Genomic DNA, 25,618 nt, shown 5'->3' with positions numbered 1-25,618 from the left:
ACATCGGATACATCATCGGGCCGCGTCCGTATTCTGGCGCTTGCGCTACGGATGTGGCCCGATGACCGCGGCGTTGGAGGTGCGCGGGCTCCGTGCCGGACACGGCGGCCAGCAGGTCCTCGACGGGCTCGACCTGACCGTCGAGCGCGGCGTGACCGCCGTGCTCGGAGCCTCGGGCTGCGGAAAGACGACGCTGCTGCGGTGCGTGGCCGGGTTCATCACCCCGAGTGCCGGGGAGATCAGGATCGGCGGACGTTCCGTGGCCGGGCTGGCGCCGCGCCGGCGCGGGGTCGGGTACGTCCCGCAGGAGGGCGCGCTCTTCCCGCACCTCGACGTCGGCGGCAACATCGCCTTCGGGCTGGGGCGGAAGGTGGCTCGGGCCGAGCGGCAGGCTCGGGTGGCCGAGCTGCTCCGCCTGCTCGAGCTGCCCGCCGAGCTGGCCGGACGTCATCCCCACGAGCTCTCCGGCGGCCAGCAGCAGCGGGTCGCGGTCGCCCGCGCGCTCGCGCCCCGGCCCCGGCTGGTGCTCCTCGACGAGCCGTTCTCATCGCTCGACGCAGGCCTGCGGGAGGAGTCCGGGCGCGCGGTCGTGCGGGCGCTGCGTACCGCCGGCGCGGCAGCGCTGCTGGTCACCCACGACCAGGGCGAGGCGCTCTCGCTGGCCGACCAGGTGGCCGTCATGGCCTCCGGGCGATTCCTGCAGGTCGGCTCCTCGGTCGACGTCTACCTGACCCCGGAGCATCCCGGCGTCGCCGCCTTCCTCGGCTCGGCGACGCTGCTCCCCGCTGAGGTCGTCGACGGCCGGGTCGTGTCGCCGCTGGGGGAGGTCACGCTCACCACGGCGCAGCCCGCCGGACCGGTGACGCTGGTCGTCCGCGCGGAGCAGGTGCAGGTCTCGGCCGACGCCACCTCCGGCACCAAGGGCGTCGTCGAGGAGGTCTCCTTCTTCGGCCACGACGCCACCATCCGGGTGCGGGTGAGCGATGACGTACGTGTGACCGCCCGTGTCCCGGGGACCGGGATCCCCGACATCGGCGCCACCGTGACCCTCGAGGTCGTGGGGCCGCTGGTCGGCTACCCCGGGGACGCTCCGTGAGTTCTGCGATCGAGGCGGGCGCCCACCTGCTCCTGAACGGGCGGCCGGGGGATCCGGCGGTGATCACCGCCGAGACGACCCTGACCTATGCCGAGCTGGAGCAGGCGGTGCTGGACCGGGTGGCCGCCCATCGTGGCTCCCAGGGCATCGTGCTGCTCGAGGCGGGCAACGACCTGGACTCGGTGATCGGCTACCTCGCCGCGCTCGCCGCTCGGCGTCCGGTGCTGCTGACGCCGCCGGGAGGCGATCTCGGCGAGCTCCGGAGGCGCTACCGGGCCGCGTTCCAGGGCGAGTCCGAGATCCACCCCGACCTCGCGCTGCTGCTGTCGACCTCGGGTTCGACCGGGTCGCCGAAGCTGGTCAGGCTGTCGCGGGACAACCTGGCCGCCAACGCGGCCGGCATCGCGGCCTACCTCGGGCTCACCTCCGCCGACCGGGCGATGAGCTCGCTGCCGCTGCACTACTGCTATGGCCTCTCGGTGCTCAACTCCCACCTGAGCGTCGGCGCCGCGGTGATCCTCACCGACCTCTCGGTCGCCGACGACTGCTTCTGGGACGTCGCCGCCCGCAACGGCGCGACGTCGTTCGCCGGAGTGCCCTACACCTTCGACCTGCTCGACACCTCGGGCTTCGCCGACCGCTCGCTGCCGTCGTTGCGCTACATCACCCAGGCCGGCGGCAAGATGCCGCCGTCGACGGTCCGTCGTTATGCCGAGCTGGGTGCCTCGCGCGGATGGGACCTGGTCGTGATGTACGGCCAGACCGAGGCGACCGCCCGGATGGCCTACCTCCCTCCGGACCTCGCCGCGAGCCGGCCGGAGGCGATCGGCATCCCGATCCCCGGTGGCCACTTCCGCCTCGATCCCGTCGACGGCCTGGAGGAGGGTGTCGGCGAGCTGGTCTACACCGGCCCGAACGTGATGATGGGGTACGCCGATAACGTCGGCGACCTCGCCCGCGGGCCCGAGCTGACCGAGCTCCGCACCGGCGACCTCGCCCGTCAGGCCGACGACGGGCTCTGGGAGATCACCGGCCGGCGGAGCCGGTTCGGCAAGATCCTCGGGCTGCGTATCGACCTCGACCGGATCGAGTCCGAGCTCGGTTCCGGGTCCGTACGTGCCGTCGCACCCGGCAGCCGCCTGCACCTGTTCACCGACGACCACCAGTCCGCCGGCCAGCTGCCGGCGCTCATGGACGGCATCGTGACCCTGCCGCGAGCCGCGGTCGAGGTCCACCGGATCGCCGAGGTGCCGCGTACGCCGAACGGGAAGGTCGACTACGCCACGCTGAACGCCTGGGCGAGCCTGGCCGAGGCGTCCGGGGAGCCGGGCGGGGCGTTGGGCGCGGGGCCGGTCGAGGGTGCGGACGCCGAGGCGCTGCGTACGGTCTATGCGGCGGTGCTGCGGCGCCCTGACGCGACCGTGTCGGACAGCTTCGTCTCGCTCGGCGGCGACTCGCTCTCCTTCGTCGAGATCGCCACCCAGCTCGGCGAGCGGCTCGGCACCCTGCCGGCTCGCTGGCAGCACCGGAGCATCGCCGAGCTCGCCGCGGGCGCGAGGAGTCCCCGGCGATGGCTGCGCCCCGTCGAGATCCCCGTCGTGCTGCGCGCGGTGGCCATCGTCGCCATCGTCGGCAGCCACGCGGACGTCTGGACCCTCCTCGGCGGCGCGCACATCCTGCTGGCCGTGGCCGGCTTCAACCTGGCCCGCTTCGGGCTCACCGCACCGACGCGGGTTCTGCGTACGCGTCGGCTGCTCCGGGGCGCGGCGGCGGTCGCGCTCCCGGCGGGGCTGTGGGTCGCCGCGGTGGCCCTGGTCAGCGACCGCTACCACTGGCCGACCGCGCTCGGGCTCAACCAGGCACTCGGCAGCGACGAGTGGACCCGCGACTGGCAGCTGTGGTTCCTGGAGGTCATCACCTGGTCCTTCACCGGCCTCGCCCTTCTGCTCCTGGTGCCCGCTCTCGACCGGTGGCAGCGGCGCCATCGTTTCGGAGCGGCTCTCGCCGTCGTCGGCGCGACCCTCGCGATCCGGTATCTCTGGGTCGGCCTCGAGGCCGGTGCGACCGAGCGCTACACGATCGGCTGTGTCCTGTGGTGCCTGGCGCTTGGATGGGCGGCGGCCGAGGCACGGCGACCGTGGCAGCGTGTCCTCGTCGCGGCTCTCGTCGTGGTGGCGACGTACGGCTTCTTCGGCGATTCTGTCCGCGAGGCCACGGTCGCCCTCGGCATCCTCGTCCTGCTGGTCCCGTGGCCGATCCTGCTGCCCTGGCCGCTGGCCCGGCCGGCCGCCGTGCTCGCCGCCTCCTCGCTCTGGATCTACCTCGTCCACTGGCAGATCTATCCGGGTCTCGAGGCCGCCGGGCTGGGGTGGCTGGGCGTCCTCGCCTCGCTGGCCGCCGGCGTGGCCGTCGCGCGCGGTCCGGCAGCCTGGGCGGCCAGGGCCCGAGTCCCTGGCGCCCGGCTCGCTAGATTGACCGCGTGAGGATCACGGTCGTACGTGGGGACATCACCGAACAGCAGGTCGATGCCGTGGTGAACGCCGCCAACTCCTCGCTGCTGGGCGGGGGAGGGGTGGACGGGGCGATCCACCGGCACGGCGGCCCGGCGATCCTCGAGGAGTGCCGGGCGCTGCGGGCCGGACGTCTCGCCGGCGGCCTGCCGGTCGGGCGGGCGGTCGCGACGACCGCCGGCAACCTTCCGGCGCGGTGGGTGATCCACACGGTCGGGCCGATGTACACCGACGGCCAGGACAACCCTTCGACAGGCTCAGGACATCGCATCGCGCTGCTGACCTCGTGCTTTCGCGAGTCCCTCCGGGTGGCCGACGAGCTCGGCGCTCGCACCGTCGCTTTCCCGGCGATCTCGACCGGCGTCTACCGCTACCCCCTCGAGGAGGCCGCGTACGTCTCGCTGTGGACCCTCGCCCGCACCCCGACCGTTGTCGACGAGGTGCGCCTGGTGCTCTTCGACCAGAAGGCGTACGACACCTTCGACCGCGCCCGCGGGGCCCTCGATCCCTCGGACGCCGAGGTCGAGGACGAGCTGCGGCGCGTGCCGGAGAACAAGTGGCGTGAGCTCTTCGAGCTCGCCGACGGCTTGACGGCCGAGGACCGCGAGTTCACCTGGGGCGGCGGTGAGAAGAACGAGGACGGCGTGATCCAGTGGCCGTACCCGAGATACAGCGATCGGTTGCGGCAGCTCTATGTCGCGCTCCCGAGCGCGAACGCTGACTGGATGAAATGGATGAGCGGCAACCCGCTGCGCACCGAGCCTGCTCGTCTCGCAGCAGCGCCGGTCGCCGATGCGGCGCGGCTGGCGACCGTCTATGTGCGGGGCGAGCGGTTCAACGACGGGGTGTTCGGGCGTGCGTTCCAGGACGGCTCCATGGACGCGATCATCGCCCGGCTGCGTACTTGGTACGACACCGAGCGCTGACATCATGACCCTTGTCTCGGGACCGAAGGCGAATGTCATGAGCTCTCGTGTCGCCGTCATCGGCGTCGTGATCGTGCTGCTGTTGGCGGGCGGTGGCCTCTTGAAGTGGCGCAGTGGCCTGACGCCTCATTACGAGAAGGCGACGGTTTGCGGCGTACGGGCCGCCCTCGTCGAGGACCTGCTCGGGACGGACAGGTTCGTGGAGCGGTACGGCTTCGGCAAGCGCTGCTCGGCCCTCGTCGGCGGAGAGGGGTCTGACGACGGCGAGCTCGAGTTCATGGCGCTCACCGATGATGCGGCGAGCTGGCCGAGGCGGCTCCGGACGGTCGAATCGAGCTCGCACCGAATGAGCTTCAACGACGGCCGCGCCGGTTTCGATCGCACCGACGGCAGTTTCGAGGGCACCTGGGTGTGCTCGCGATACTGGCCGGGGATACCGGCGATCTCCGTCTGGTCCTCCTCCGAGATCGAGGGATCGGCGAAGGCGTTCGGCAAGGTGTTGAGGGCAGCGGCCGAGTATGCCGCCGGTTGCGCCGCCGATCCCCTGGACGGACCGTTCGAGACGTACGCAGAGCCGACCGCCTGTGGGATGAGCACCGGCCGTGTCGTATCGGTGCTCGGCACCGCCTTGTTCAGAGCCGTCGATCCCGAACCGCTGCCCCTCGAGGATCGGGAGAGCTGGACCTGTGACCTCGTCACTGACAGCGTCGGCGGAGAGGTCGGCAGCCTCGTGGCCACGGCGTCGGTCGAACAGAACGACTGGGACGACGAAAACCGTCGCATCGGTACCGTGAAAGACTCGTTCGCCGTCGCCGGCGGGCGGGCGTACGTCCGTGGCGGTGGTCGCAGCGCGCGGGCATTCTGGGCGTGCGAACTGGGACCGGACGTCGCCGGCGGTGGCACGGTCGCCACCATCGGTGCCGCGGGTGTTTCGCAGCGGCCTGTTGCTCTCGGTGATCTTCGGGTGATGGTTGCCGAGGTCGCGAGGGCTGTTGGTTGCGGGGTGCGCGACGCATGATGACGATGCCCCGGTGGTCGAGCTTGTCGAGCCCCGTCTGTGTGGGAGCTGTTTCTTCGGGGTTGGGGTGGGCCGCCGACCCGTTCTCGAGGGTCTTCTCGGCGGACCCCGGAGTCAAGGACGGCCTGCGGCCGCCGGCTTCGCCGGCCGCTTCGCGGTCATCTCGACAAGCTCGATACATCGCCTTGACACCGGGGCCCGTCGAGAAAATCTTGGCTGGCTATCGGGGCGGCGGCCCGGGTGTGGCCGCGGGAGAGTCTTGCCTGGGACAGGTGGTGTTGGTGGGGTGGAAGTAGTGGCCCTTCGGGCCACTTACCATCCACAGGAACGACACCGTTCGCTCACCGCGAAAGTGTTTCTGACCAGGGAAAATAGATAGTCAGAGAGGTGGTTGGCGAGTAGAATCAGGACCATCACAGCACACCTCTGAAGGGGAGGGATGGCGATGAGTCTCGGCCGCTCGATCGACCACTGGGGCACCAACCCCGGCGATGCGATCGACGCCGCCCTGGTCGCCATCGAGTCCGCCCTCCACGACCTGCTCGCCACCGACCCGTCTTATTGGCGCATCGGGCAGAAGAAGGACCTGCTCGTGCGGTTGGAGAGGCTTCAGGCCCAGCAGGCCGCGTTGAAGCTCCGCGTCCTCGCTGCTGCCGGCGACATCGCCGAGGAGACCGGCGACAAGGACGTCTCGGGGTGGATGCGTGCTGAGCTGTTGGTCGACAAGGGTGCGGCGCGTTCGCAGATCAAGCTCGCGACCGGGGTCGCGAAGTACGACCTCGTCAGTGCTGGTCTGGCCGAGGGTGTGGTGTCTTTGGACAAGGCTCGGGTGATCACGGCGGCGTTGGACAAGATCGATGCCGATCCTGTGGCCAGCCGTGAGGACGTGGTCCTGGCTGAGAAGCTGCTGGTCGAGTACGCCACCCGGCTGACTGCCAACGGGCTGAGGGTCGTGGGGAAGCGGATCCTGGCCGAGATCGACCCGGCCCGGTTCGAGGACGCCGAAGCCAAAGCACTCCTGGCTGAGGAGGAACGGGCTCAGCAGAGGACCGCACTCCGAGTCTGGGACAACCACGATGGCACCCTCGGATTCGAAGGTGTGTTGCCGCTCTCGGTCGGGATGAGGTTCAAGCGACTGGTGGAGGCCTACGCCCAGCCCCGCAAACAGCAGCTGTTGGACAAGGGTGCGTCGTTGCCGCCCTGGCAACGGTTGATGGGGCAGGGGTTCTCGCGGTTGTTGGAGACCCTCGATCCCGCCGCCCTGCCGAGGCACGGTGGCGACGCCACCACGATCAACGTGGTCATCTCCCTCGAGGAGCTCCGCAAGGACCTCGGGGTAGCGACCCTCGGGTTCGACGAGACCAACGGCACCACCATCTCAGCGGCCGAGGCCCGGCGGATGGCGTGCAACGCCACCATCATCCCCTGGGTGCTCGGTGGTGACAGTGAGGTCCTCGATGCCGGCCGGGGCAGCAGGTTCTTCCAGCCGATCCAACGCAAAGCACTCAGGCTCCAGCAGAAGTGCTGCCAGGCCGAGGGCTGTGACGTGCCCCCGGAATGGTGCGACGCCCACCATCTGGATCCCTGGGCAGCAGGCGGCAAGACCAACCTCAAAGACGGCGCACTGCTGTGCCTCCATCACCACCGGCTGGCCCACAACCCTGCGTACGTCCATGGCCGACTACCGGACGGCACGATCCGCTTCACGCGCAGACCCTGACGGCACGCACGCCCCGAGCTCTTGATCCGCCGTCTCAGGAGCCGATCTTGATGAGCTCGTCCTCGGTCACCACGACAGCGCCGCCGAAGTCGCCGTTGGCGGTGGCCAGGATGTTGGTTGCCGCGACGCCGGAGGTCTTCTCGCCAGTCTTCGTGCTCCAGGCCTCGATCTGGTCGTTGGGGATCTCACCATTGTGCAGGGCGAGGTGGTGCCAGATCGGGTTGTAGTCCTTCGTCACGGTCAGGGTGCCGCCGTCCATGGAGACGTCGGCCCGGTCGGGCAGTTGTTTGCTCCACAGTTCTTCACCGGTCGAAACCGAGAAGGCGGTGAGGGTGCCATCGACTCTTCGTACGGTCTCCTTCTCCGTCATGAAGGTCTCGATCGTCGTGGCGTCTTCTGGGTACGACGGAAGCTCCACCAGGCGGGCCTTCCCGGTCTCGACGTCCAGCTTGACGATCGCGTGGCCGTGCGGGCCGTCCCGATAGGAGAGCATGAGGCCGTTGCCGAACACCTGTATCCCGGGCCAGCTGAGATGGTCGAGCGGGCAGGCGATGGCCGAGTCCCACAGGTGCCGGCCGTTCTTGACCGCGTCGTACCTGCAGCTGTTGCCGTGGTCGGTGATGCCGATCAGGGTCTGCCCGAACTGGACCGGTGAGCCGTACTTCTGCGAACGCACCTTCGCGCCCCACGGCTTTCCGTTCTCGAGCATGACCGCGTAGGTGTCGGTGACTTCGACGGGCATCGGTGGGACGCGACTGAGCGCGGGATCTCGGTCACCGTCGGGCGTGAAAGTGCTTCGGACGGCGCTGCTCAGGTCGGCGGAGCTTGTCGAGTATCTCCAGGTCTCGCGGCCGTGGGCAGCCAGATGGACGATCTCGCATGCCTTCTGGCCCGGGCAGCTGAGGTAGCTGAGATCGCCGTCTCCGATGGCGACGATCGAATTGAGGTGGGGCCTTCCGTCCAGGTCGCGCCGCCACAGCACGTTTCCCATGGGGTCGAAGAAGCTGATCGTGTCGGATCCGGCCAGTGCGAAGTGCCCGGTATCGCCGATGGCGGCGACGTAGGCGTCGCGGTGCTCGCCGACGGCGATCGAGATGCCGTCTGGCCCGTGGACCTCCACCTCGTCACGGGCATAGACGTAGGTGTTCTCGCCGACCACGACGGCACCCGCAGGGTCGGCGATGCCGATCGGTGCCCGCCACACGACATCGCCCGCCGTGTTGTCGTGGGCTCGCCCCTTCGCGACGACGACCACAGCGCCGATGAGGAGCGCGATGACGATCAGCGCGGCCGACAGATACGTAAGCATGCGGCGTCGCCGCGGCTCTGATGTCGTGCCCGCCCCATGAGGAGTCGTGCTCATCCTTGTCACCCTTGTCCCGAGAACGATGCTGCGCTCAAGTTACCCGGACCGTAGGGAAGGCTCGCGCACAATGCGCCGTCCGGTTCCCGCCGGACGTCGCCGGTCGTGCGCCCTAGGTTCGAGACATGGGAACGCATGTCGACATCGATCCGGCCATTCTCTACTTCGGCACGCCGGTGGTGCTGCTCTCGACTCTCAACGAGGATGGCAGCACGAACCTGATGCCGATGTCGTCGGTGTTCTGGCTGGGACGTACGGCGGTTCTCGGGATGGGGGCTTCGTCGCAGACGGCGCGCAACGTGCGGGAGCGGCCCGAGATCGTCCTCAACCTTCCCGGAGTCGACATGGTCACCCAGGTCGACCGGCTGGCGCTGACCACCGCCAACGCGGCGATGTCGGCGACGAAGGCGGAGCGTGGGTATGTGCAGGTGTCCGACAAGTACGCACACGCCGGGCTGACCGCGTACGGATCGGACACGGTGCTGCCGACGTCGGTCGCCGAGTGCCCGGTGCACATCGAGGGGACGATCTCGGCGATCCACGATCTCGGTGAGCCCAAGCTGCTCGCCGTGGAGGTCGCGGTGACCGCGGTGCGGGTCATGCCCGACGTACGCCTCGAGGGCCATCCCAACCGGATCGACCCGGACCGCTGGCGGCCGCTGGTGATGAGCTTCCAGCAGTTCTACGGGCTCGGGGAGCGGGTGCATCCGTCGCGGTTGGCGAGCATCGACGAGGAGCTCTACCGCTGATCCGCGCCGGATCGATACATCCGGGCGGCGAATTGTGGTCCGGGTCGACATAGACCCGTGGCGACCGTCACATCTACCGTCGATCTGCCCGCCGGGAGGCGGCGGGCGGGTCACCCTCAGGAGGATCGGTCATGCGTCTCGGGTCACGGATCTCACCCAGGTTCCGGCAGCGACGGATCGGTGCGGCGCTCGCGGGCCTCGGCCTGGTGCTGGCCGGTGGTGCGGCGCTCGCGGTGGCGCCCGCCGCCGATCCTGCCGTGGCAGCGGGCACGTGGACGGCCCGGACGGCGGGCGGGATGACGACCCAGCTGTACGTCCCCGGCACCGCTCCGACGCTCGGGACCGGGCGTGCGCTCATGGTCAATCTGCACGGCTGCGTCCAGACCTCGACCAACCTGCGCGACGGTGGCAACTGGGCCGCGACCGCGGACGCTCGCGGCATGGTCGTGGCGATCCCCGCGGCACCGAACGGCGGCGTACTCCTCGGCTGCTGGGACTACTACGACAGCAACCACTCGCGGACCTCGCCGGGGCGCCACGACGACAACCTCCTCCAGCTGGTCAGCGACCTGCTCGCCGATCCGGCGCTCGACATCGACCCCGACCAGGTCTACCTCTCCGGGCTGTCGTCGGGCGGCGGGGAGACGATGGTGATGGGCTGCCTCGCGCCCGACGTGTTCGCCGGGATCGGGATCAACGCCGGCCCGTCGGTCGGGACGACCTCGGGGCAGATCGGGTCCGTGGCGGTGACGCAGTCACAGGTCACCAACACCTGCCGGACCTTCGCCGGCTCCGCCTCCTCGGGCTTCGACAGCCAGATCACCTCGGTGGTCTACGGCTCCAACGACACCACCGTCGCGCCCGGCTACAACACCCTGAACGCGCAGGTCATGGCCGGGATCTACGGTGCCGGGTCATCCTCGTCGTTCTCGCTGTCGGGCCTGGCCGGCAACAACACCGCCGGGTCCGGCACGCTGTGGTCGGACGGCAGCGGTCCGCGGGTGTCGCTGATCCAGAACACCGGGATGGGACACAACTGGCCCGCCGGTGGCGGCCCCGGTGGTTCCTACATCACGACGAACTCGATCGACTACCCGGCGTACGTCACGGACTTCTTCTTCGACAACAACCGCCGAGTCCAGCGGGGCACGGAGCCGACCGACCCGCCCACGGAGGAGCCCACGGACCCGCCGACCGAGCCGGGCCTCTACTGCGGTGCTGCGACCAACGCCCAGCACGAGGCCGCCGGGCGCGCGCACTCCTATGGCACCAACCCCTACAACCCGTTCTACGCCAACGTCTCGGAGGACTATCTGGGTCAGGGCGACGCCACGGTCACCACCCTCCGGGAGTCTGCGGGCGGCCGCTTCGACGTGGTCACGACGTGCTGACGTAGGCTTCGTCTCCCGACCAGAACGAGGTGCAGCATGACAGCGAGCAGGTCCGCTCGTGAGCGGAAGGCAGCCTCGCAGGCCGGGCCCCTGGCCACGGTGAGGATCGACCTCGGCGCGCAGGAGCAGTTCGTCTACAAGATCACCTGCACGGAGTGCGTCGCCAGGGACAGGATCAAGTGGGCGACCTACCGTGCCGGTGAGGACAACGGCTTCATGGCCGCGATGGACCGATGGATCTTCCACCTGACGCAGAAGCATCCCGAGGCGGACGCGCCGTGCCTGAAGTTCCTGCCCGAAGCGCAGCAGCGGCTCGAGGAGCGCCGGCAGGGGCGACCCGTCGACTGACGGCCTCAGCCCCGCACGGCGGCGGCCTTGATCTCCTCGAACTGCTCGCCCATCCGGGCGGCGAGGGCCTCGGCGGCACGCAGCGGGCGGACCATCACCTTGAAGTCGACGATCTTCCCCTCCTCGTCGTAGCTGAGGAAGTCGCAGCCGTTGAGCTCGAGACCGTCGACCTTGGCGGTGAACTCGTAGGCGTGGTGGGTGCCGTCGTGGATCTCGCGTACGTAGGTGAAGTCCTCGAACACCTTGACCACCGCGCGCAGGATCGCGGCGGTGATCGCCCGGCCGGGGTAGGGCTTGAACGCGACCGGGCTGGTGAACACCACGTCGTCGGCGAGCATCGCCTCGACGGCGTCCATGTCCTTGGCCTCGATCGCCTCGCGGAAGGTGGTCATCTGGGGCTCCTCCTGGGTCGGTTGCTGGGGGAGAGCCTAGAGGGACGGGTGGTGCGCCGTGTTCCGCGGAAGGCTCCGGCCACCGCTGTTGAGGGCGTAGCCGACCGCGATCCCCACCGCCGCGGGGGCGAGGACGAGCCCGGCGAGGAACGGGGTCAGGTTCCACAGGTCGCTCCGCAGCACGCCGAAGTCGCGACCCTCCTCGAACCAGATCCGGAACGGGCCGCTGAGGCCGATGACAACGGCCACCACCGCCCAGCGGACGAACACCGGCGGTAGCGCCTTCGCGTGGTAGCCGTCCCACAGGCCCCAGATCCCTGAGACGGTGAGCAGCAGCGCGAAGTAGATCAGGCCCGCGCCGATGTCGGCGTCCTCGCTGGGGAAGAGGTTGACCATCGCGATCGTGTAGAGGACGGTGCCACCCAGCATGGCGGCCAGACGTACGAAGAGCTTCATGTCTCCAGGCTCCCTGATCGGGAAGCCGGGCGCATGAGTGCGGATACTCATCAGGTTAGATTCGAGGCGTGAACAGCTCAGCGGGTCGGCGTGCTCTGGTGGTCGGTGCGGGGATCGGAGGGCTCACCGCGGCACTCGCGCTGTCGCGGACCGGATGGCAGGTCACCGTGCTGGAGCGCGCGCCCGAGCTCGGCGAGGTCGGCGCGGGCCTCTCGATCTGGCCGCGAGCGTGGAAGATCCTCACCGACCTCGGGGTCGCGGATCGGCTCGTGGACGGGACCCGGCCGGCGATCCAGGCGGGGTTGCGGCGGCCCGACGGGCGCTGGCTGGCGAAGGTGGGCGCCGACGCCGCCGAGCGGACCCCGGTGATGGTGCATCGGGCGCGGCTGCACGAGGCGCTGGTGGGCGCGCTCGCGGCGCGCGACGGGGTGGAAGTACGCACCGGGGTGACTGTCGCCGGGCTCGCCGATCTCGACGACGTCGACCCGCGCGGTCCGGCCGATCTCGTGGTCGCCGCCGACGGGATCCGCAGCACGATCAGGAACGAGCTGCACCAGCGCCAGGACGTACGTTATGCCGGCTACACCGCCTACCGCGGCGTCACCGCGGAGCCGGTGCCGGGTGACGCGTCCACCACGGGGGGCGAGACCTGGGGGACCGGGGTGCGGTTCGGGTACGTCCCGCTGGTCGACGGCCGGACCTACTGGTTCGCGACCGCCAACCGGCCGGCGGGGGAGAGCGGCGGGGACCACCATGCCGACGTCACCGCGCTGGTCGGCCACTGGCACGAGCCGATCCCGCAGCTGCTGGCGGCGACGCCGCCGAGCGCGGTCATCCGCGGAGACATCTGCGACCTGCGGCTGCCGCTGAAGCGGTTCGATCACGGGCGGGTCGTGCTCCTGGGGGATGCCGCGCACGCGACGACCCCCAACCTCGGCCAGGGCGCCTGCGCGGCGATCGAGGACGCCGCGGTGCTCGCTGCGCAGCTCGCCGGCCACGCTCGGATCGAGAGTGCGCTGGTGGCGTACGACCGCACCCGGCGTCCCGCGACCTCCCGCCTGGTGCGGGCGTCCCGGGTGGTCGGTGTGCTCGGCCAGCTCGAGAACGGCCCTGTGGTGGCGGTCCGCGACGCCGGCCTCGCCGGCCTGGGTGCGGTCGCGGGGCTGCTGAGCAGGTAGGTCCCCGTCACAGCCTCACGGTCGCTGGTGTCTGGATGGACATGACGGCTACCTATCTCACCGTGACCCTCATCGCCTCGATCGCCGCCCTCGGCGGGGCGGTGCTCAACCTGACCGGACACCGGATACCCGTGACCGAGGCCCAACGGCTCTCGGTGCCGGTGGAGTGGTTGAGGTTCCCGATCGGGGCGTCCTACGGGCTCGGCTTCCTCGGTCTGCTGGTCGGTCTCGCGGTCCCGGCTGTCGGGATCGTTGCCGCCGCCGGCTTCGTGGCCCTCTTCGTGCTCGCGATCGGCGCGCACCTGCGGGTGGGGGACCGGAGCCTGGGGCGCGCCGGGGCCGGTCTCGCGCTGGCGTCGGCCACGCTCGTCGTCACCGGGATGTACGCGGCGGGGCAGGACGATCTCGGCGGGGTCGTGGCGGCGTACGTCAGTGATCTGCCGGACCCGTGGTGGCCCGTCGTGCTGCTCGCGCTGATCCAGATCGGCGACGCGGTGATGTGCTTCAAGCCTCTCGGCTTCATCGCCCGGTGCTTCACCGACGTCGGGCTGCCGCGGGCGCTGTGGCCGGTGATGCCGTGGGTCAAGGTCGCCGCGACCGTCGGCCTGGTCGCGGGGCTGTGGGTGCCGTACGTCGGGGCGCTGGCCAGCGCGGCTCTGGTGGTCTATTTCGTGCTCGCCGTCTCCGCACACATCCGGGCCCGCGACTTCGGCCGCAATCTTGCCCTCAACGCCACGTTGTCGCTGGTCCTGTGCGTTGCCGTGTTCGTCTTCTGCTTCCTGCGCTGAGGCGTGACCGGTCAGCTGTCGGCCCGGCTCGGATTCCTCACGTAGTCGAGCAGGTCGGCGGCCGCCGAGGTGTAGCGGTCGACCTCCTCGCCGCTGTCGCAGGTGCACAGCACGATCGTCACCTCGTCGGCGCGCGGCCAGATCGCCTCCCAGGTCGCGCCGGCCTGCTCCCAGCGGAGCAGTCGTTCGAGGTCGTGCGTCATCAGCATGAGGTGCTCGCTCAGCTGAGGACGGCGTCGACGGACTGTGCCCAGAGGTCGGCGGCCTCGTCGATGGCGGCGGAGTCGACCACGAGGGCGGGGATGAAGCGTACGACCTGGCCCCAGGCGCCACAGGTGAGCAGCAGCAGGCCTCGCTTGACGGCCTCCTGCTGGGCTGCGGCGGCGGTGGCGCCGTCGGGCTCACCGTCGGGGGTGCGGAACTCGTTGCCGAGCATGAGCCCGAGACCGCGTACGTCGGTGATCGCCTCGTGCTTGCACGCGACCTGCTCCAGGGCGGAGCGGAGCTCGGCGCCGCGCTCGGCGGCGTTCTTCACCAGGCCCTCCTCCTCGATGACATCGAGGGTCGCGAGGGCGGCGGCGCAGGCGACGGCGTTGGCGCCGTAGGTGCCGCCCTGCGAGCCGGGCCAGGCCTTCGACATCAGCGCCTCGCTCGCCGCGATCGCGGACAGCGGGAAGCCGGAGGCCAGGCCCTTGGCCGTCATGATGATGTCCGGGCGCCCGCCGAAGTGGTCGTGTCCCCAGAACTCGCCGGTGCGGCCGAAGCCGGTCTGGACCTCGTCGATGATGAGCAGGATGCCGTGCTCGTCGGCTCGCTCGCGCAGGCCGTCGAGGAACGCTGCGTCGGCGGGTACGTAGCCGCCCTCGCCGAGGACCGGCTCGACGAGGAACGCGGCCGTGTCCGCCGGGGCGCTCTGGGTCTGCAGCGTGTAGTCGAGCTGGCGCAGCGCGAACTCGGTCGCCTGCTCCTGGGGCCAGCCGAAGTGGGGCGCGTCGGGGAAGGGGGAGACCACGACGCCGGCCATCAGCGGGCTGAAGCCGGCCCGGAACTTGGTGCCCGAGGTGGTCATCGAGGCGGCCGCGACGGTGCGGCCGTGGAAGCCGCCGTGGAAGACGACGATGTTGGGCCGGCCGGTGGCCTGCCGGGCCAGGCGGATCGCGGCCTCGGCGGCCTCCGAGCCGGAGTTGGCGAAGAAGAGACTGTCGAGGCCGTCGGGGAGCACCGGCCCGAGGCGGTCGACCAGGTCGAGGAGCGGGCGGTGCTTCACCGTCGTGTACTGCCCGTGGACCAGGTTCGCGATCTGGCGCTGGGCAGCCTCGACGACCTTCGGATGACTGTGGCCGGTGCTGGTCACTCCGATGCCGGCGGTGAAATCGAGATAGCGACGGCCGTCCTCGTCGAAGAGCTGGACGCCTTCGCCGCGAGCCGCCACGACCGGGGTTGCCTGCTTGAGGATGGGGGAGAGCTTGGCCACCATGAACTCCTGTCGATTGTTGACAATCCGACCCGCTACTACACTAGGCCAGCGTTGGCCGGCTGTCAGCCGGACGGCCGGATGCTGACCTTGGAGGCAGATGCGTGATGGGCGGAGAACCGAACGAGGCACGGGTCGTGGCAGAGGTGCCGAAGGGGCTTCTTGTCGCAGGTCAGTGGACGGACGCGAGCGGAGGCGAGACCTTCGACGTGCTCGACCCGTCGACCGGGGAGGTGCTCTGCGCTGTCGCCGACGCGACGCCGGAGGACGGCCGGCGTGCGCTCGATGCCGCCGCGGGCGCCCAGAAGGAGTTCGCCGCGACCGCGCCGCGTGCCCGGGCGGACATGCTGATGGCCGCCTTCGACCTCCTCCACGAGCGGATCGACGACCTCGCGCTGCTGATGACCCTCGAGATGGGCAAGCCGCTGGCCGAGGCGAAGGGCGAGATCGCATACGCGGCGGAGTTCTTCCGCCACTTCGCCGAGGAGGCGGTGCGGATCGAGGGTGGCTACCAGACAGCGCCGGCCGGCGGCTCCAGGTTCCTGATCACGAAGCAGCCGGTCGGCCCGGCGCTGCTGATCACGCCGTGGAACTTCCCGATGGCGATGGGCACCCGCAAGCTCGGCCCGGCGATCGCGGCCGGCTGCACGAGCATCATCAAACCCGCCGAGCAGACGCCGCTCTCGATGCTGGCGCTGGGCGAGATCCTGCGCGAGGCCGGCGTGCCCGAGGGGGTTGTCAACATTCTGCCAACCACCCGGCCCGGCGAGCTGACCGAGCCGCTGCTCCGTTCCGGCGTGATCCGCAAGCTCTCCTTCACCGGCTCCACGGCGGTCGGCCGCGTGCTGCTGGCCCAGAGCGCGGAGAAGGTGCTGCGTACGTCCATGGAGCTCGGCGGCAACGCCGGCTTCGTGGTCTTCGAGGACGCCGACATCGACGAGGCGGTCGCCGGCGCGATGGCCGCGAAGATGCGCAACACGGGGGAGGCCTGCACCGCCGCCAACCGGATCTTCGTGCAGCGCTCGGTCATCGACGAGTTCGGCGACCGGCTCGCCAAGGCGATGTCCGAGCTGCCCGTCGGTCGCGGAGTCGAGGACGGCGTCCGCGTCGGGCCGCTCATCGACGAGACCGCCCGGGAGAAGGTGCAGACCCTCGTGGACGACGCGGTCGCCGGTGGCGCGCGCGTGCTGACCGGCGGGGTCGCCCCCGACGGGCCCGGCTACTTCTACCCGCCGACCGTGCTCACCGGCGTACCGGTCTCGGCCCGGATGGGCAGCGAGGAGATCTTCGGCCCGGTCGCGCCGCTGACCCCGTTCGACACCGAGGACGAGGTGGTCGCGGCGGTCAACGACACCGAGTACGGCCTGGTGAACTACGTCTTCACCAACGACCTGCGCCGCGGGCTGCGGGTCGCCGAGGCGCTCGAGTCCGGGATGGTCGGGCTCAACCAGGGCGTCGTGTCCAACCCCGCCGCGCCCTTCGGCGGCGTCAAGGCCTCGGGACTGGGGCGGGAGGGCGGGCGTACGGGGATCGAGGAGTTCCTCGAGACCAAGTACGTCGGGATCGCGATGTGATGCGGGCGGCGGCCTGGGGCTAGACGTAGCCCTCGTCGTTGTCCTCGGCGTGGATGAGGCGCCGCAGCGCCTCGTCCATGTGCTGCTCGACGCGCTTGAGGGTCAGCTTCACGTCGCCGGCCTCGATGGCGTCGACGATCTGGTTGTGCTCCTCGACCAGCTCGAGCGGCTGCTGGTAGGTGCCCTCCAGGGCGGTCAGGCACATCCTGGTCTCCACGATCAGGGTCTGGTGCATCCGGGCCAGGCGCCGGCTGCCGGAGCACTGCACCAGCACGTCGTGGAAGTGGAAGTCGGCGTCGCTCAGCGCCGCCGGGTCGCTCAGCTCGAGAGACTTGGTCATCGCGTCGCAGGCGGCGCGGAGCTCGCGCAGCGCGGCGGGGACCCGAGCGCGGGCGATCATCGCGGCGGCGGCGCCCTCGACAGCTCCGCGGGCCACGTAGATGTCTCGGATGTCGGCCTCGTCGAGCTCGATCACGAAGAGCCCACGGTTGGGCTCGCTGCGGAGCAGGCCCTCCTGGACCAGGCGCTGCATCGCCTCGCGCAACGGGCCACGGCTGACGCCGAACTGGGTCGAGAGCGCGGTCTCGCTCAGCTGTGCACCGGGCTGCAGGGTGCGCTCCATGATCGCCGTGCGCAGCTGGCGAGCGATGACCGAGGCCGTCGACTCTCTGTGCACGGGTTCGAAGCTCGATGTCACTGTCAACGTGATCTCCGATGGGTCACCGAGAAAGAGTTTGATTGTTGACAATCATTGCATGTGGCCGGTCCGGCGGTGAGCGGATCGACCGAGTGTGCCGGGTACGCGGTTCGCACCCGGCACACCCGTTCGCGGACGTCGGTCAGACGGTCTTGTCGAGACTGTCGAGCTCGGCGAGCTCCGCCTCGGACTCAGGCGTACCCGGGATCTCGGTGCCCCGGATCGACTTGCCCGCCGTCTCGACGACGAAGAACAGCGCGATCAGACCGATCACCGACCCGGCGATCATGTAGTAGGCCGGCATCAGGACGTCACCGGTGGCGCCGATGAGCGCGTTGTTGACGTACAGGGCCGTGCCACCGAACGCCGCGGTGGAGATGTTGTAGCCGATCGCCATGCCGCCGTAGCGCACCTGCGAGGGGAACATCGCCGGGAAGGTCGCCGAGATGGTCGCCAGCTGGGCGACGTAGACGATGCCCAGCACGGTGAACCCGAGGACCGCCGGCCAGAAGCCCTGACCGATCAGCAGGAACATCGGCACGGACAGCACGATCAGACCGATGAAGGAGCCACCCCACATCGGCTTGCGGCCGACCTTGTCCGAGAGCGCTCCGGCGACCGGCAGGAAGATCAACATCGCGACCTGCCCGAAGATGACCAGCAGGTCGGCGTCGGCGCTGTCGAAGCCGGCTTCCTCCTGCAGGTAGGTCGCCATGTAGGCGAGCAGGGTGTAGTTGGCGATGTTGAGCGCGGCGACGAGGCCGATCAGGGTGAGGATCGGCTTCCAGAACAGCGAGAAGAGATCCTTCAGCGCGGCGCCCGCGCCGCCCTCGACGGCGTCCTGCGTCTCGAGCTCCTGGAAGACCGGCGTCTCCTCGAGCTTGGTCCGGATGTAGAGGCCGATGAGGCCGATCGGACCACCGATCAGGAACGGGATTCGCCAGCCCCAGTCGGTCATCGCTTCCTGGCCGATGCTCTTCTCGGTGATGAAGACGACGGCGATGGCGGCGGTGAAGCCGACGATGGTGCCGAACTCGAGGAAGCTGCCGTAGAAGCCACGCTTCTTGTCGGGCGCGCACTCGGCCATATAGGTCGCGGCGCCGCCGTACTCGCCGCCGGTCGAGAATCCCTGGATCACCCGGAGCAGCACGAGCAGGACCACGGCCCAGATGCCGACCGAGTCGTACGTCGGCAGGCAGCCGACCAAGAAGGTCGCGCCGGCCATCAGGATGATCGTCGTCGCGAGGACGCGCTGGCGCCCGATGCGGTCGCCGAGCGGGCCCCAGAAGATGCCGCCCAGCGGTCGCAGGATGAACGAGATCGCGAACGTCAGAGCCGTGCCGGCGAACCCCATCTCGGGGAAGAAGTTCGCGGTGATCTCGGTGGCGACATAGGCGAAGGCGCCATAGTCGAACCATTCGGTCGCATTGCCGACCGCTGAGCCGGTGATGGCTCTTCGGAGCATCGGTTTGTCGGGCTGTTCCTCGTGGGAGGGGATATTGGGGGTTCCGGACATTTCTTCTCACCTATTCGGTGTGATTGATGGCTGGGGACCGCATTTGACCCGCAGTGTCGACAGTAGGGTTGTCAACAATTTGCGCCACGTTAGCGCTGTCTGTACGCCCTGGCTAGGGCGCGTGCAAGGTGGCGCGGGGTGGGACGGGAGGTTTGTGCAAAGCCTCGACGCTACCTGAACAGGGCTCCGAGCCCGGGCAGGGGACGGGGCTTCCCGGCGATTCGCAGGCCTTCCCAGACCGTCACCTGGTTGGCCGTCAGCACGGGCTTCCCGAGCTCCTTCTCCAACGTATCGATGCAGGTCAGCGTGTGCATCGCGGTGTCGGGGACGAGGACGGCCTCGGCTTCGGGAACGTCGACGGCCGCGACCATCTCGGCGACCGCCTCCGGGCCGAGACGGCCGACGTCGACGGCGGTGAAGATCCCGCTGGCGCCGAAGGAGACCACCTCGATCCCGCCCGCGGCCAGGAACGAGCGGAAGTGCTCGGCGAGATCCGCGGGGTAGGAGGCCGCGACGGCGACCCGCTCGAGCCCGAGCGCCCGGGCCGCCTCGATGAACGCGATCGAGGTCGACGAGGCGGGGATGCCGAGGCGCTCGCTGATCGCGGCCGCCTGGGCCGCGGCACCGTCCGGGCCGTAGACGAAGCTCCCCGATGTGCATGCCCACATCACCGCATCGGGGGAGTGAGCCGCGATCGCGTCGGCGCCCTCGGCGAGCCTGGCCGCGGAGCCGGTGTCGAGGAGAGCTTCGACGGTGTGCTCGTCGCGCCCTATCGAGGTGTGGATCACGGGCAGCCAGATCGCGCCACCGAGGGCGTTCTCGAGCGCCGGGAAGTCGTCCTCGGCCGCATACCCGGGATAGAGCAGTCCGACGACCGGCGGCCGGGTCATGACGCGTGCCCCAACAGGTGCTCGGCCGTCGGCGGGGTGCGACCGACCAGGCGGAGCGCCGCCTCCATGGTCGCCCGGTTGGCGGAGATCACCGGCTTGCCGAGCTCGGCCTCGAGCCGGCCGATGAGGTCGTACGTCGCCAGGTTCGTGCACGAGACGACGACCGCCTCGGCGGCGTCGGTGTCGGCGGCCCGCACCAGCTCGAGCGTCGTCTCGTACGGAACCTCCCAGATGTGGTGGCTCAGGCCGAGGTCGCCCGCGCTCACCACGGAGATCCCGGCCTCGCCCAGGAAGCTGCTGAATCGGGCGGCGAGGGCGATGTCGTACGGCGTGGCGACCGCGACCTGGGTGACGCCGAGCGCGGACAGCGACTCGAGCACGGCGCCGGAGGTGGTGATCGCCGGCGCGCCACCTGCGCGGTGCATCGCCGCGGTCAGCCGGCGCTCGCCGTGCCGGCCGTGGACGAAGCTGCCGGAGGTGCAGGCGTAGACGTAGGCGTGCGGTTCGGCGGCCGACAGGTCGCGCACGGCCTGCTCGAGGACCGCCGTCTCGCTGATCTCCTCAGCCATCTCGAGCGTGACCGCGCGGTCGGTGTAGGGCGTCCGGGTGAAGAGCAGGCTGGTATCGGCCGGGGCCCACCGCCACAGCTCATGGTCGAGCACCATGTCGTGGGGCACGACCACGGCGATGCGTACTGTTGGGGACATCGCACCTCGCTAGGATTGTTGACAATCTGCAATCTTCCCTCCTAGCGTAGTCTCGGATTGTTGCCGAGGTGTGTCGAGTGCGACGGAGGATTTTCTTGGAGACGTCCCGGCGCCCCGCGATCACGATCCTCTGCCCGCCCGACGGCGGCAGACCCGCCGGGATGGAGCTCCTCGAGGCGGATGCCGAGCTCACCTACACCGATGCCGCCGGCCTGTCCGACGCGCTCCGCGGAGCCGACGCGCTGCTGCTGTGGGACTACTTCTCCGAGGCCGTCCGTGACGCCTGGGCGAGCGCCGACTCGCTGCGCTGGATCCATGTCGCCGCCGCGGGGGTCGACAAGCTGCTGTTCCCGGAGCTGGTCGCCTCCGACGTGGTCGTCACCAACGCCCGCGGGATCTTCGACCGGGCGATGGCGGAGTTCGTGCTCGGCTCGATCCTGGCCGTGGCCAAGGACATCCATCTCAGCCACGACCTGCAGACGGCCCGGAAGTGGCACCGCCGCGAGACTCGGCTGATCAGCACGGAGACCGCGCTCGTGGTCGGAACCGGCGCGATCGGCCGTGAGACCGCCCGGCTGCTGCGTGCCGCCGGGATGGACGTACGCGGCGCCGGCCGCACCGCCCGCAGCGGTGATCCCGACTTCGGTGAGATCGTCGCGAGCACCGACCTGGTCGCCCACGTCGGCTGGGCCGACCACGTCGTCGTCGCGGCCCCGCTGACCGATCAGACCCAGGGCCTGATCAGCAATGACGTGCTCGCGGCGATGAAGCCGGGCAGTCACCTGGTCAACGTCGGACGCGGCCCGATCGTCGACGAGACCGCGCTCGTCTCCGCGCTCCGGGAAGGTCCGGTCGAGGCGGCATCCCTCGACGTCTTCGAGGTCGAGCCGCTGCCGGCCGAGAGTCCGTTGTGGACGATGCCGGGAGTGGCCGTCTCGGCACACATGTCCGGTGACTACCAGGGCTGGCGGGAGGCGCTGGCGCGTCAGTTCATCGACAACGCCCGGCGCTGGCTGAACGGTGAGTCGCCGCTGAACATCGTCGACAAGCAACGCGGCTTCGTCGTCGCGGATGAGGGGGAGAGGCCATGACCGACCTCAGCGCGATGACCGCGGCCGAGCTCGTCGCCGGCTATCGCTCCGGCGCGTTCACGCCGCTCGACGCCACGCGTGCGGTGCTCGACACGATCGAGGAGCGCGACGCCGCGGTGAACGCGTTCGTCCGTGTCGACCCCGACGGGGCGTTGGAGCAGGCGACCGCGTCCACCGAGAGGTGGCGGGCGGGGCAGCCGCGAGGCGCCGCCGACGGCGTACCGACCTCGGTCAAGGACATCCTGTGGACAGCAGGATTGCCGACAATCCGCGGAACCTGGCTCATCGACGAGGCTGGACCATGGCCGGAGGACGCTCCCGCGGTCGCGCGGCTGCGCGAGGCCGGCGCCGTGATCACCGGGAAGACGACCACGCCGGAGTTCGCCTGGAAGGGCGTCACCGACTCGCTCCGCCACGGCTCCACCGGCAACCCCTGGGACCCCGGCCTGACCTCGGGCGGCTCCAGCGGCGGCGCCGCGGCGGCGGTCGGCCTCGGCATGGGCCCCTGGGCGCTCGGCACCGACGGCGGCGGGTCGGTGCGGATCCCGGCATCCTTCACCGGCACCGTGACGATCAAGCCGACCTACGGTCTGGTGCCGCTCTATCCCGCCAGCCCGTTCGGCACCCTCTCCCACGCCGGCCCGATGACCCGGACGGTCACCGATGCCGCCGCGCTGCTCGACGTGATCGCCGGCTTCGACTCCCGCGACTGGTCGGCCATGCCCACGCCGCGGACCTCCTTCCTGGCCGGGCTCGACGACGGCGTCGACGGGCTGCGGATCGGGTTCTCACCCACGCTCGGGTACGTGAAGAACGACCCGGAGGTCGAGCGGCTGGTCCGCGCGGCGGCCACGGTGCTGGAGGCCGAGGGCGCCCAGGTCGAGGAGGTCGATCCCGGCTTCGCCGACCCGGTCGAGGCCTTCGACGTGCTCTGGTTCTGCGGCGCCGCGAAGGTGCTCGACGCCTATCCGCCCGGTGCCATCGACAGGATCGATCCGCTGCTGCGCGAGGGCATCGAGACCAAGGGCCGGGGCTCGGCCGCCGACTACCTGGACGCCACCGCGGTCCGGATGGACCTCGGCCGGTCGATGGGGCGGTTCCACGAGACGTACGACTTCCTGATCACCCCGACCATGCCGATCACCGCCTTCGAGCGCGGACTGCAGGCGCCGGAGGGATGGCACTCGCCGTGGTGGCCGAGCTGGACGCCCTACACCTACCCCTTCAACATGACCCAGCAGCCGGCGGCGAGCGTCCCGTGCGGGACCACCGACGCGGGCCTGCCCGTCGGCCTCCAGATCGTCGGCGCGCGCCACGACGACGCTCGCGTGCTGCGCGCGGCGCGGGCCTACGAGCGGGCCGGCGGTGAGCTGTTCGTCCGACCTGTCGACAATCCTCGAGGAGCCCGATGAGCCGCTACATCACCGTCACCCTGGAACGCCGCGGCGTCTCCTGCCTCGCCCGGCTGCTCGACGAGGAGGCACCACGCACCGCGGGCGCCGTCTGGGACGCGCTGCCGCTCAGCGGTCAGGTCTTCCACGGCAAGTACGCCCGCAACGAGATCTACCACCTGGTCCCCGCCTTCGCCGCGAAGGAGCCCGGCAAGGAGAACACCACGGTCACCCCGATCCCGGGCGACCTGTGCTACTTCGCCTTCTCCTCCGACGACCTCGGCAACCCGTCCTACGGCTACCCGGAGGACCGCGGCCCGGGGGAGCTGACCGAGATCGTCGACCTCGCCCTCTTCTACGGCCGCAACAACCTGCTCATCAACGGCGACCAGGGCTGGGTGCCGGGCAACGTCTTCGGCACGATCGTCGACGGCCTCGAGGAGATGGCGCAGGCCTGCCAGGACGTCTGGATGAACGGCGCAACCGACGAGATCCTGACCTTCGCGCGCTCCCACGAGGACGCTCCGTAGGCATGTCGTTGAGGCCCTGGTCGATAGGGTTTGAACATGTCGTGGTCGGAGCGAAACACCCATCACTGGGACGACTGGTCGCTGGCCGAGCTCGTCGAGGCGAAGCAGGGGCAGCGGGTCAGTCTCGTCGTCCCCGCGCGCAACGAGGCCGCGACGGTCGGCGACCTGGTCAGCACGCTGCGCAGCAGCCTGATGGAGACCTCCGACCTGGTCGACGAGCTCGTCGTCATCGACTCCGACTCTTCCGACGACACCGCGCGGATCGCCTCGGACGCCGGCGCCGACGTCTACGCCTCGGCCGCGATCCGTCCCGATCTCGGCTCCTACCCCGGCAAGGGCGAGGCGATGTGGAAGTCGCAGTTCGTGACCACCGGCGAGCTCATCGTCTTCATGGACGCCGACCTGACCGACTGGGACACCCATTTCGTACGCGGCCTGGTCGGCCCCCTTGTCAACAATCCGACGATCGAGCTGGTCAAGGGCTTCTATCGGCGCCCGGGGGAGCACGGTCTGGACGGCGGTCGGGTCACCGAGCTCGTCGCCCGACCGCTGCTGGCACTCCATCGCCGGCCGCTGCGCGACCTCATCCAGCCGCTGGCGGGGGAGTGGTCGATCCGGCGCTCGCTGTTCGAGCGGCTGCGGGTCCCGACCGGCTACGGCGTCGAGCTCGCCGCACTCGTCGACACGCTCGACACCCGCGGGATGGACGCGATCGCCCAGGTCGACCTCGGCCAGCGCGACCACAGCCACCAGGATCTCTTCGACCTCGGTCTGATGGCGACGCAGATCGTGGGGATGATGTCGCGCCGCCTCGGCACCGGTCCGGCGGGCGATGATGTGGAGATGCGTCAGTACATCCCGATCGACGGCTCGACCAAGGTCGTCGACCGGAGCGTGAGCCTCCTGGAGCGGCCGCCGGTGCGCGACGGCTCGGGCGGTATGGTCGCCTGATGCTGCGCCTCGGACGACACGACTTCGGTGATGACGACGCGCTGATGATGGCGATCGTCAACCGCACCCCGGACTCGTTCTTCGACAAGGGAGCGACCTGGGCCGAGGATGCGGCCTTCGAGCGCGTACGCCTGGTGGCCTCCCAAGGCGCGGAGATCGTCGACATCGGCGGGATCAAGGCGGCCCCCGGGGCAGAGATCGACGCGGCGGAGGAGAAGGCCCGGGTGGTCGACTTCGTCGCCCGGGTGCGGGAGGAGTTCCCCGCGCTGGTGATCTCGGTCGACACCTGGCGCGCCGAGGTCGGCGACGCGGTGTGCGCCGCCGGTGCCGACCTCATCAACGACGCCTGGGGCGGGGCCGACCCGGAGCTCGTCGACGTCGCCGCCGCCCACGGCGCCGCGATCGTGTGCACCCACACCGGCGGCGTGACGCCGCGGACGCGGCCCTACCGGATCGAGTACGACGACGTGGTGCGCTCGGCCATCGACGACACCCTGGGCTATGCCCAGCGTGCCCTGGACGCCGGCGTCGCCAAGGACTCGATCGTGATCGACCCCGCCCACGACTTCGGGAAGAACACCTTCCACTCCCTCGAGATCACCCGCCGGCTGGGCGAGATGGTCGCGACCGGCTGGCCGGTGCTCGTCTCGCTCTCCAACAAGGACTTCGTGGGGGAGACCCTCGACCTGCCGGTCGGGGAGCGCCTGCTCGGCACCCTGGCGGCGACGACCGTCTGCGCGATGGCCGGCGCGCGCATCTACCGGGTCCACCAGGTGCCGGAGACCCGGCAGACCGTCGACATGGCCTGGACGATCGCCGGGAGACGGCTACCGGCGCGAGCGATCAGGGGGCTGCAGTGACG

At 70.1% G+C, this 25,618-nt stretch carries 25 protein-coding genes and 1 pseudogene; 17 read left to right on the top strand and 9 right to left on the bottom strand.

Annotation, left to right across the window (positions count from 1 at the left end; translation table 11 throughout):
• The first annotated feature begins 61 nt into the window (after positions 1-61).
• The 6 genes and pseudogenes from ACIA03_RS09775 to ACIA03_RS09750 all read left to right on the top strand — a co-directional run bounded on the left by ACIA03_RS09775 (position 62) and on the right by ACIA03_RS09750 (position 7,270).
• Entirely contained in the window at positions 62-1,096 is a 1,035-nt protein-coding gene (locus ACIA03_RS09775) for an ABC transporter ATP-binding protein (protein ID WP_396981656.1), read from the top strand.
• Positions 1,093-3,579, top strand: coding sequence for an AMP-binding protein (locus tag ACIA03_RS09770; protein ID WP_396981654.1), 2,487 nt, complete (start codon positions 1,093-1,095; stop codon positions 3,577-3,579). The genes ACIA03_RS09775 and ACIA03_RS09770 overlap by 4 nt, the downstream gene beginning before the upstream one ends.
• Positions 3,576-4,103: pseudogene (locus tag ACIA03_RS09765) on the top strand (O-acetyl-ADP-ribose deacetylase); the annotation flags it as partial. The gene ACIA03_RS09770 and the pseudogene ACIA03_RS09765, both read left to right, overlap by 4 nt.
• 45 nt (positions 4,104-4,148) lie before the next feature.
• Entirely contained in the window at positions 4,149-4,532 is a 384-nt protein-coding gene (locus ACIA03_RS09760) for a DUF6508 domain-containing protein (protein ID WP_396981810.1), read from the top strand.
• A gap of 67 nt (positions 4,533-4,599) precedes the next feature.
• Positions 4,600-5,550, top strand: a complete 951-nt coding sequence (locus ACIA03_RS09755) for a hypothetical protein (RefSeq protein WP_396981652.1) — start codon at positions 4,600-4,602, stop codon at positions 5,548-5,550.
• Between the two features lie 445 nt (positions 5,551-5,995).
• Complete coding sequence (locus ACIA03_RS09750) at positions 5,996-7,270, top strand: DUF222 domain-containing protein (protein ID WP_396981650.1); 1,275 nt, start codon at positions 5,996-5,998, stop codon at positions 7,268-7,270.
• 34 nt (positions 7,271-7,304) lie between these two features.
• Here ACIA03_RS09750 and ACIA03_RS09745 read toward each other — a convergent pair whose 3' ends face one another.
• Positions 7,305-8,579: a PQQ-binding-like beta-propeller repeat protein gene (locus ACIA03_RS09745; protein WP_396981648.1), complete on the bottom strand. Its 1,275-nt coding sequence runs from the start codon at positions 8,577-8,579 to the stop codon at positions 7,305-7,307.
• Between the two features lie 179 nt (positions 8,580-8,758).
• Here ACIA03_RS09745 and ACIA03_RS09740 point away from each other — a divergent pair, with 179 nt between their 5' ends.
• The 3 genes from ACIA03_RS09740 to ACIA03_RS09730 all read left to right on the top strand — a co-directional run bounded on the left by ACIA03_RS09740 (position 8,759) and on the right by ACIA03_RS09730 (position 11,121).
• A complete protein-coding gene (locus ACIA03_RS09740) occupies positions 8,759-9,382 on the top strand; it encodes a flavin reductase family protein (protein ID WP_396981646.1) in 624 nt (207 codons plus the stop codon).
• Between the two features lie 131 nt (positions 9,383-9,513).
• Positions 9,514-10,773 carry a PHB depolymerase family esterase gene (locus ACIA03_RS09735; protein WP_396981644.1) on the top strand — a complete coding sequence of 420 codons (1,260 nt, stop codon included), beginning with the start codon at positions 9,514-9,516 and terminating at the stop codon, positions 10,771-10,773.
• 36 nt (positions 10,774-10,809) lie between these two features.
• Positions 10,810-11,121: a hypothetical protein gene (locus tag ACIA03_RS09730; protein ID WP_396981642.1), complete on the top strand. Its 312-nt coding sequence runs from the start codon at positions 10,810-10,812 to the stop codon at positions 11,119-11,121.
• 5 nt (positions 11,122-11,126) lie between these two features.
• On the opposite strand, the gene ACIA03_RS09725 is transcribed toward ACIA03_RS09730, so the two are convergent.
• Together ACIA03_RS09725 and ACIA03_RS09720 are read right to left on the bottom strand one after the other, a co-directional pair.
• The gene (locus ACIA03_RS09725; RefSeq protein WP_396981640.1) at positions 11,127-11,513 is read right to left on the bottom strand and encodes a nuclear transport factor 2 family protein; all 387 of its coding nucleotides are present in this window, start codon (positions 11,511-11,513) and stop codon (positions 11,127-11,129) included.
• A gap of 36 nt (positions 11,514-11,549) precedes the next feature.
• On the bottom strand, positions 11,550-12,020 hold the full coding sequence (locus ACIA03_RS09720; protein ID WP_396981638.1) for a hypothetical protein: 471 nt from the start codon (positions 12,018-12,020) through the stop codon (positions 11,550-11,552).
• A gap of 17 nt (positions 12,021-12,037) precedes the next feature.
• Here ACIA03_RS09720 and ACIA03_RS09715 point away from each other — a divergent pair, with 17 nt between their 5' ends.
• Together ACIA03_RS09715 and ACIA03_RS09710 are read left to right on the top strand one after the other, a co-directional pair.
• Positions 12,038-13,147, top strand: coding sequence for an FAD-dependent oxidoreductase (locus ACIA03_RS09715; RefSeq protein WP_396981636.1), 1,110 nt, complete (start codon positions 12,038-12,040; stop codon positions 13,145-13,147).
• 35 nt (positions 13,148-13,182) lie between these two features.
• Positions 13,183-13,935, top strand: coding sequence for a DoxX family protein (locus tag ACIA03_RS09710; RefSeq protein ID WP_396981634.1), 753 nt, complete (start codon positions 13,183-13,185; stop codon positions 13,933-13,935).
• An 11-nt stretch (positions 13,936-13,946) separates the two neighbouring features.
• Here the strand turns inward: ACIA03_RS09710 and ACIA03_RS09705 are convergent, their stop codons facing one another.
• Both ACIA03_RS09705 and ACIA03_RS09700 read right to left on the bottom strand, forming a co-directional pair.
• The gene (locus tag ACIA03_RS09705) at positions 13,947-14,144 is read right to left on the bottom strand and encodes a hypothetical protein (RefSeq protein ID WP_396981632.1); all 198 of its coding nucleotides are present in this window, start codon (positions 14,142-14,144) and stop codon (positions 13,947-13,949) included.
• Positions 14,145-14,155: 11 nt separating this feature from the next.
• A complete protein-coding gene (locus ACIA03_RS09700; RefSeq protein ID WP_396981630.1) occupies positions 14,156-15,409 on the bottom strand; it encodes an aspartate aminotransferase family protein in 1,254 nt (417 codons plus the stop codon).
• Between the two features lie 107 nt (positions 15,410-15,516).
• Between ACIA03_RS09700 and ACIA03_RS09695 the strand changes: the two genes are divergently transcribed.
• Entirely contained in the window at positions 15,517-16,983 is a 1,467-nt protein-coding gene (locus ACIA03_RS09695; RefSeq protein WP_396981628.1) for an NAD-dependent succinate-semialdehyde dehydrogenase, read from the top strand.
• Between the two features lie 19 nt (positions 16,984-17,002).
• Here ACIA03_RS09695 and ACIA03_RS09690 read toward each other — a convergent pair whose 3' ends face one another.
• From ACIA03_RS09690 to ACIA03_RS09675, 4 genes are all read right to left on the bottom strand, one after another.
• The gene (locus tag ACIA03_RS09690; RefSeq protein WP_396981626.1) at positions 17,003-17,659 is read right to left on the bottom strand and encodes a GntR family transcriptional regulator; all 657 of its coding nucleotides are present in this window, start codon (positions 17,657-17,659) and stop codon (positions 17,003-17,005) included.
• Between the two features lie 163 nt (positions 17,660-17,822).
• Positions 17,823-19,196, bottom strand: a complete 1,374-nt coding sequence (locus ACIA03_RS09685) for an MFS transporter (RefSeq protein WP_396981624.1) — start codon at positions 19,194-19,196, stop codon at positions 17,823-17,825.
• A gap of 170 nt (positions 19,197-19,366) precedes the next feature.
• On the bottom strand, positions 19,367-20,086 hold the full coding sequence (locus ACIA03_RS09680; protein WP_396981622.1) for a maleate cis-trans isomerase: 720 nt from the start codon (positions 20,084-20,086) through the stop codon (positions 19,367-19,369).
• Complete coding sequence (locus ACIA03_RS09675; protein ID WP_396981620.1) at positions 20,083-20,793, bottom strand: Asp/Glu/hydantoin racemase; 711 nt, start codon at positions 20,791-20,793, stop codon at positions 20,083-20,085. The genes ACIA03_RS09680 and ACIA03_RS09675 overlap by 4 nt, the downstream gene beginning before the upstream one ends.
• Positions 20,794-20,888: 95 nt before the next feature.
• Between ACIA03_RS09675 and ACIA03_RS09670 the strand changes: the two genes are divergently transcribed.
• From ACIA03_RS09670 to folP, 5 genes are read left to right on the top strand one after another with little or no spacing between them, the layout of a single operon-like run.
• Positions 20,889-21,884, top strand: a complete 996-nt coding sequence (locus ACIA03_RS09670) for a D-2-hydroxyacid dehydrogenase (RefSeq protein ID WP_396981618.1) — start codon at positions 20,889-20,891, stop codon at positions 21,882-21,884.
• The gene (locus tag ACIA03_RS09665; protein ID WP_396981616.1) at positions 21,881-23,296 is read left to right on the top strand and encodes an amidase; all 1,416 of its coding nucleotides are present in this window, start codon (positions 21,881-21,883) and stop codon (positions 23,294-23,296) included. The genes ACIA03_RS09670 and ACIA03_RS09665 overlap by 4 nt, the downstream gene beginning before the upstream one ends.
• The gene (locus tag ACIA03_RS09660; RefSeq protein ID WP_141793875.1) at positions 23,293-23,805 is read left to right on the top strand and encodes a DUF3830 family protein; all 513 of its coding nucleotides are present in this window, start codon (positions 23,293-23,295) and stop codon (positions 23,803-23,805) included. Before ACIA03_RS09665 ends, ACIA03_RS09660 begins: the two co-directional genes overlap by 4 nt.
• Before the next feature lie 36 nt (positions 23,806-23,841).
• Positions 23,842-24,756: a glucosyl-3-phosphoglycerate synthase gene (locus ACIA03_RS09655; RefSeq protein ID WP_396981613.1), complete on the top strand. Its 915-nt coding sequence runs from the start codon at positions 23,842-23,844 to the stop codon at positions 24,754-24,756.
• On the top strand, positions 24,756-25,616 hold the full coding sequence (gene folP, locus ACIA03_RS09650) for a dihydropteroate synthase (RefSeq protein WP_396981611.1): 861 nt from the start codon (positions 24,756-24,758) through the stop codon (positions 25,614-25,616). Before ACIA03_RS09655 ends, folP begins: the two co-directional genes overlap by 1 nt.
• Positions 25,617-25,618 lie beyond the last annotated feature (2 nt).

Origin of the sequence: Nocardioides sp. NPDC051685 (assembly GCF_044453405.1) — a bacterium.
Taxonomy (GTDB): domain Bacteria; phylum Actinomycetota; class Actinomycetes; order Propionibacteriales; family Nocardioidaceae; genus Nocardioides.
Note: the sequence above shows the minus strand (reverse complement) of the source record. Positions and strands in the feature narration are given on the sequence as shown.

Bases quoted from the DNA above. Each gene is read 5' to 3' on its own strand.
- ACIA03_RS09685 (WP_396981624.1), bottom strand. From the start codon at position 19,196: ATGTCCGGAACCCCCAATATCCCCTCCCACGAGGAACAGCCCGACAAA.
- ACIA03_RS09655 (WP_396981613.1), top strand. From the start codon at position 23,842: ATGTCGTGGTCGGAGCGAAACACCCATCACTGGGACGACTGGTCGCTG.
- ACIA03_RS09730 (WP_396981642.1), top strand. From the start codon at position 10,810: ATGACAGCGAGCAGGTCCGCTCGTGAGCGGAAGGCAGCCTCGCAGGCC.
- ACIA03_RS09710 (WP_396981634.1), top strand. From the start codon at position 13,183: ATGGACATGACGGCTACCTATCTCACCGTGACCCTCATCGCCTCGATC.
- ACIA03_RS09680 (WP_396981622.1), bottom strand. From the start codon at position 20,086: ATGACCCGGCCGCCGGTCGTCGGACTGCTCTATCCCGGGTATGCGGCC.
- ACIA03_RS09775 (WP_396981656.1), top strand. From the start codon at position 62: ATGACCGCGGCGTTGGAGGTGCGCGGGCTCCGTGCCGGACACGGCGGC.
- ACIA03_RS09675 (WP_396981620.1), bottom strand. From the start codon at position 20,793: ATGTCCCCAACAGTACGCATCGCCGTGGTCGTGCCCCACGACATGGTG.
- ACIA03_RS09695 (WP_396981628.1), top strand. From the start codon at position 15,517: ATGGGCGGAGAACCGAACGAGGCACGGGTCGTGGCAGAGGTGCCGAAG.
- ACIA03_RS09750 (WP_396981650.1), top strand. From the start codon at position 5,996: ATGAGTCTCGGCCGCTCGATCGACCACTGGGGCACCAACCCCGGCGAT.
- ACIA03_RS09740 (WP_396981646.1), top strand. From the start codon at position 8,759: ATGGGAACGCATGTCGACATCGATCCGGCCATTCTCTACTTCGGCACG.
- ACIA03_RS09725 (WP_396981640.1), bottom strand. From the start codon at position 11,513: ATGACCACCTTCCGCGAGGCGATCGAGGCCAAGGACATGGACGCCGTC.
- ACIA03_RS09705 (WP_396981632.1), bottom strand. From the start codon at position 14,144: ATGCTGATGACGCACGACCTCGAACGACTGCTCCGCTGGGAGCAGGCC.
- ACIA03_RS09735 (WP_396981644.1), top strand. From the start codon at position 9,514: ATGCGTCTCGGGTCACGGATCTCACCCAGGTTCCGGCAGCGACGGATC.
- ACIA03_RS09665 (WP_396981616.1), top strand. From the start codon at position 21,881: ATGACCGACCTCAGCGCGATGACCGCGGCCGAGCTCGTCGCCGGCTAT.
- ACIA03_RS09745 (WP_396981648.1), bottom strand. From the start codon at position 8,579: ATGCTTACGTATCTGTCGGCCGCGCTGATCGTCATCGCGCTCCTCATC.
- folP (WP_396981611.1), top strand. From the start codon at position 24,756: ATGCTGCGCCTCGGACGACACGACTTCGGTGATGACGACGCGCTGATG.
- ACIA03_RS09720 (WP_396981638.1), bottom strand. From the start codon at position 12,020: ATGAGTATCCGCACTCATGCGCCCGGCTTCCCGATCAGGGAGCCTGGA.
- ACIA03_RS09660 (WP_141793875.1), top strand. From the start codon at position 23,293: ATGAGCCGCTACATCACCGTCACCCTGGAACGCCGCGGCGTCTCCTGC.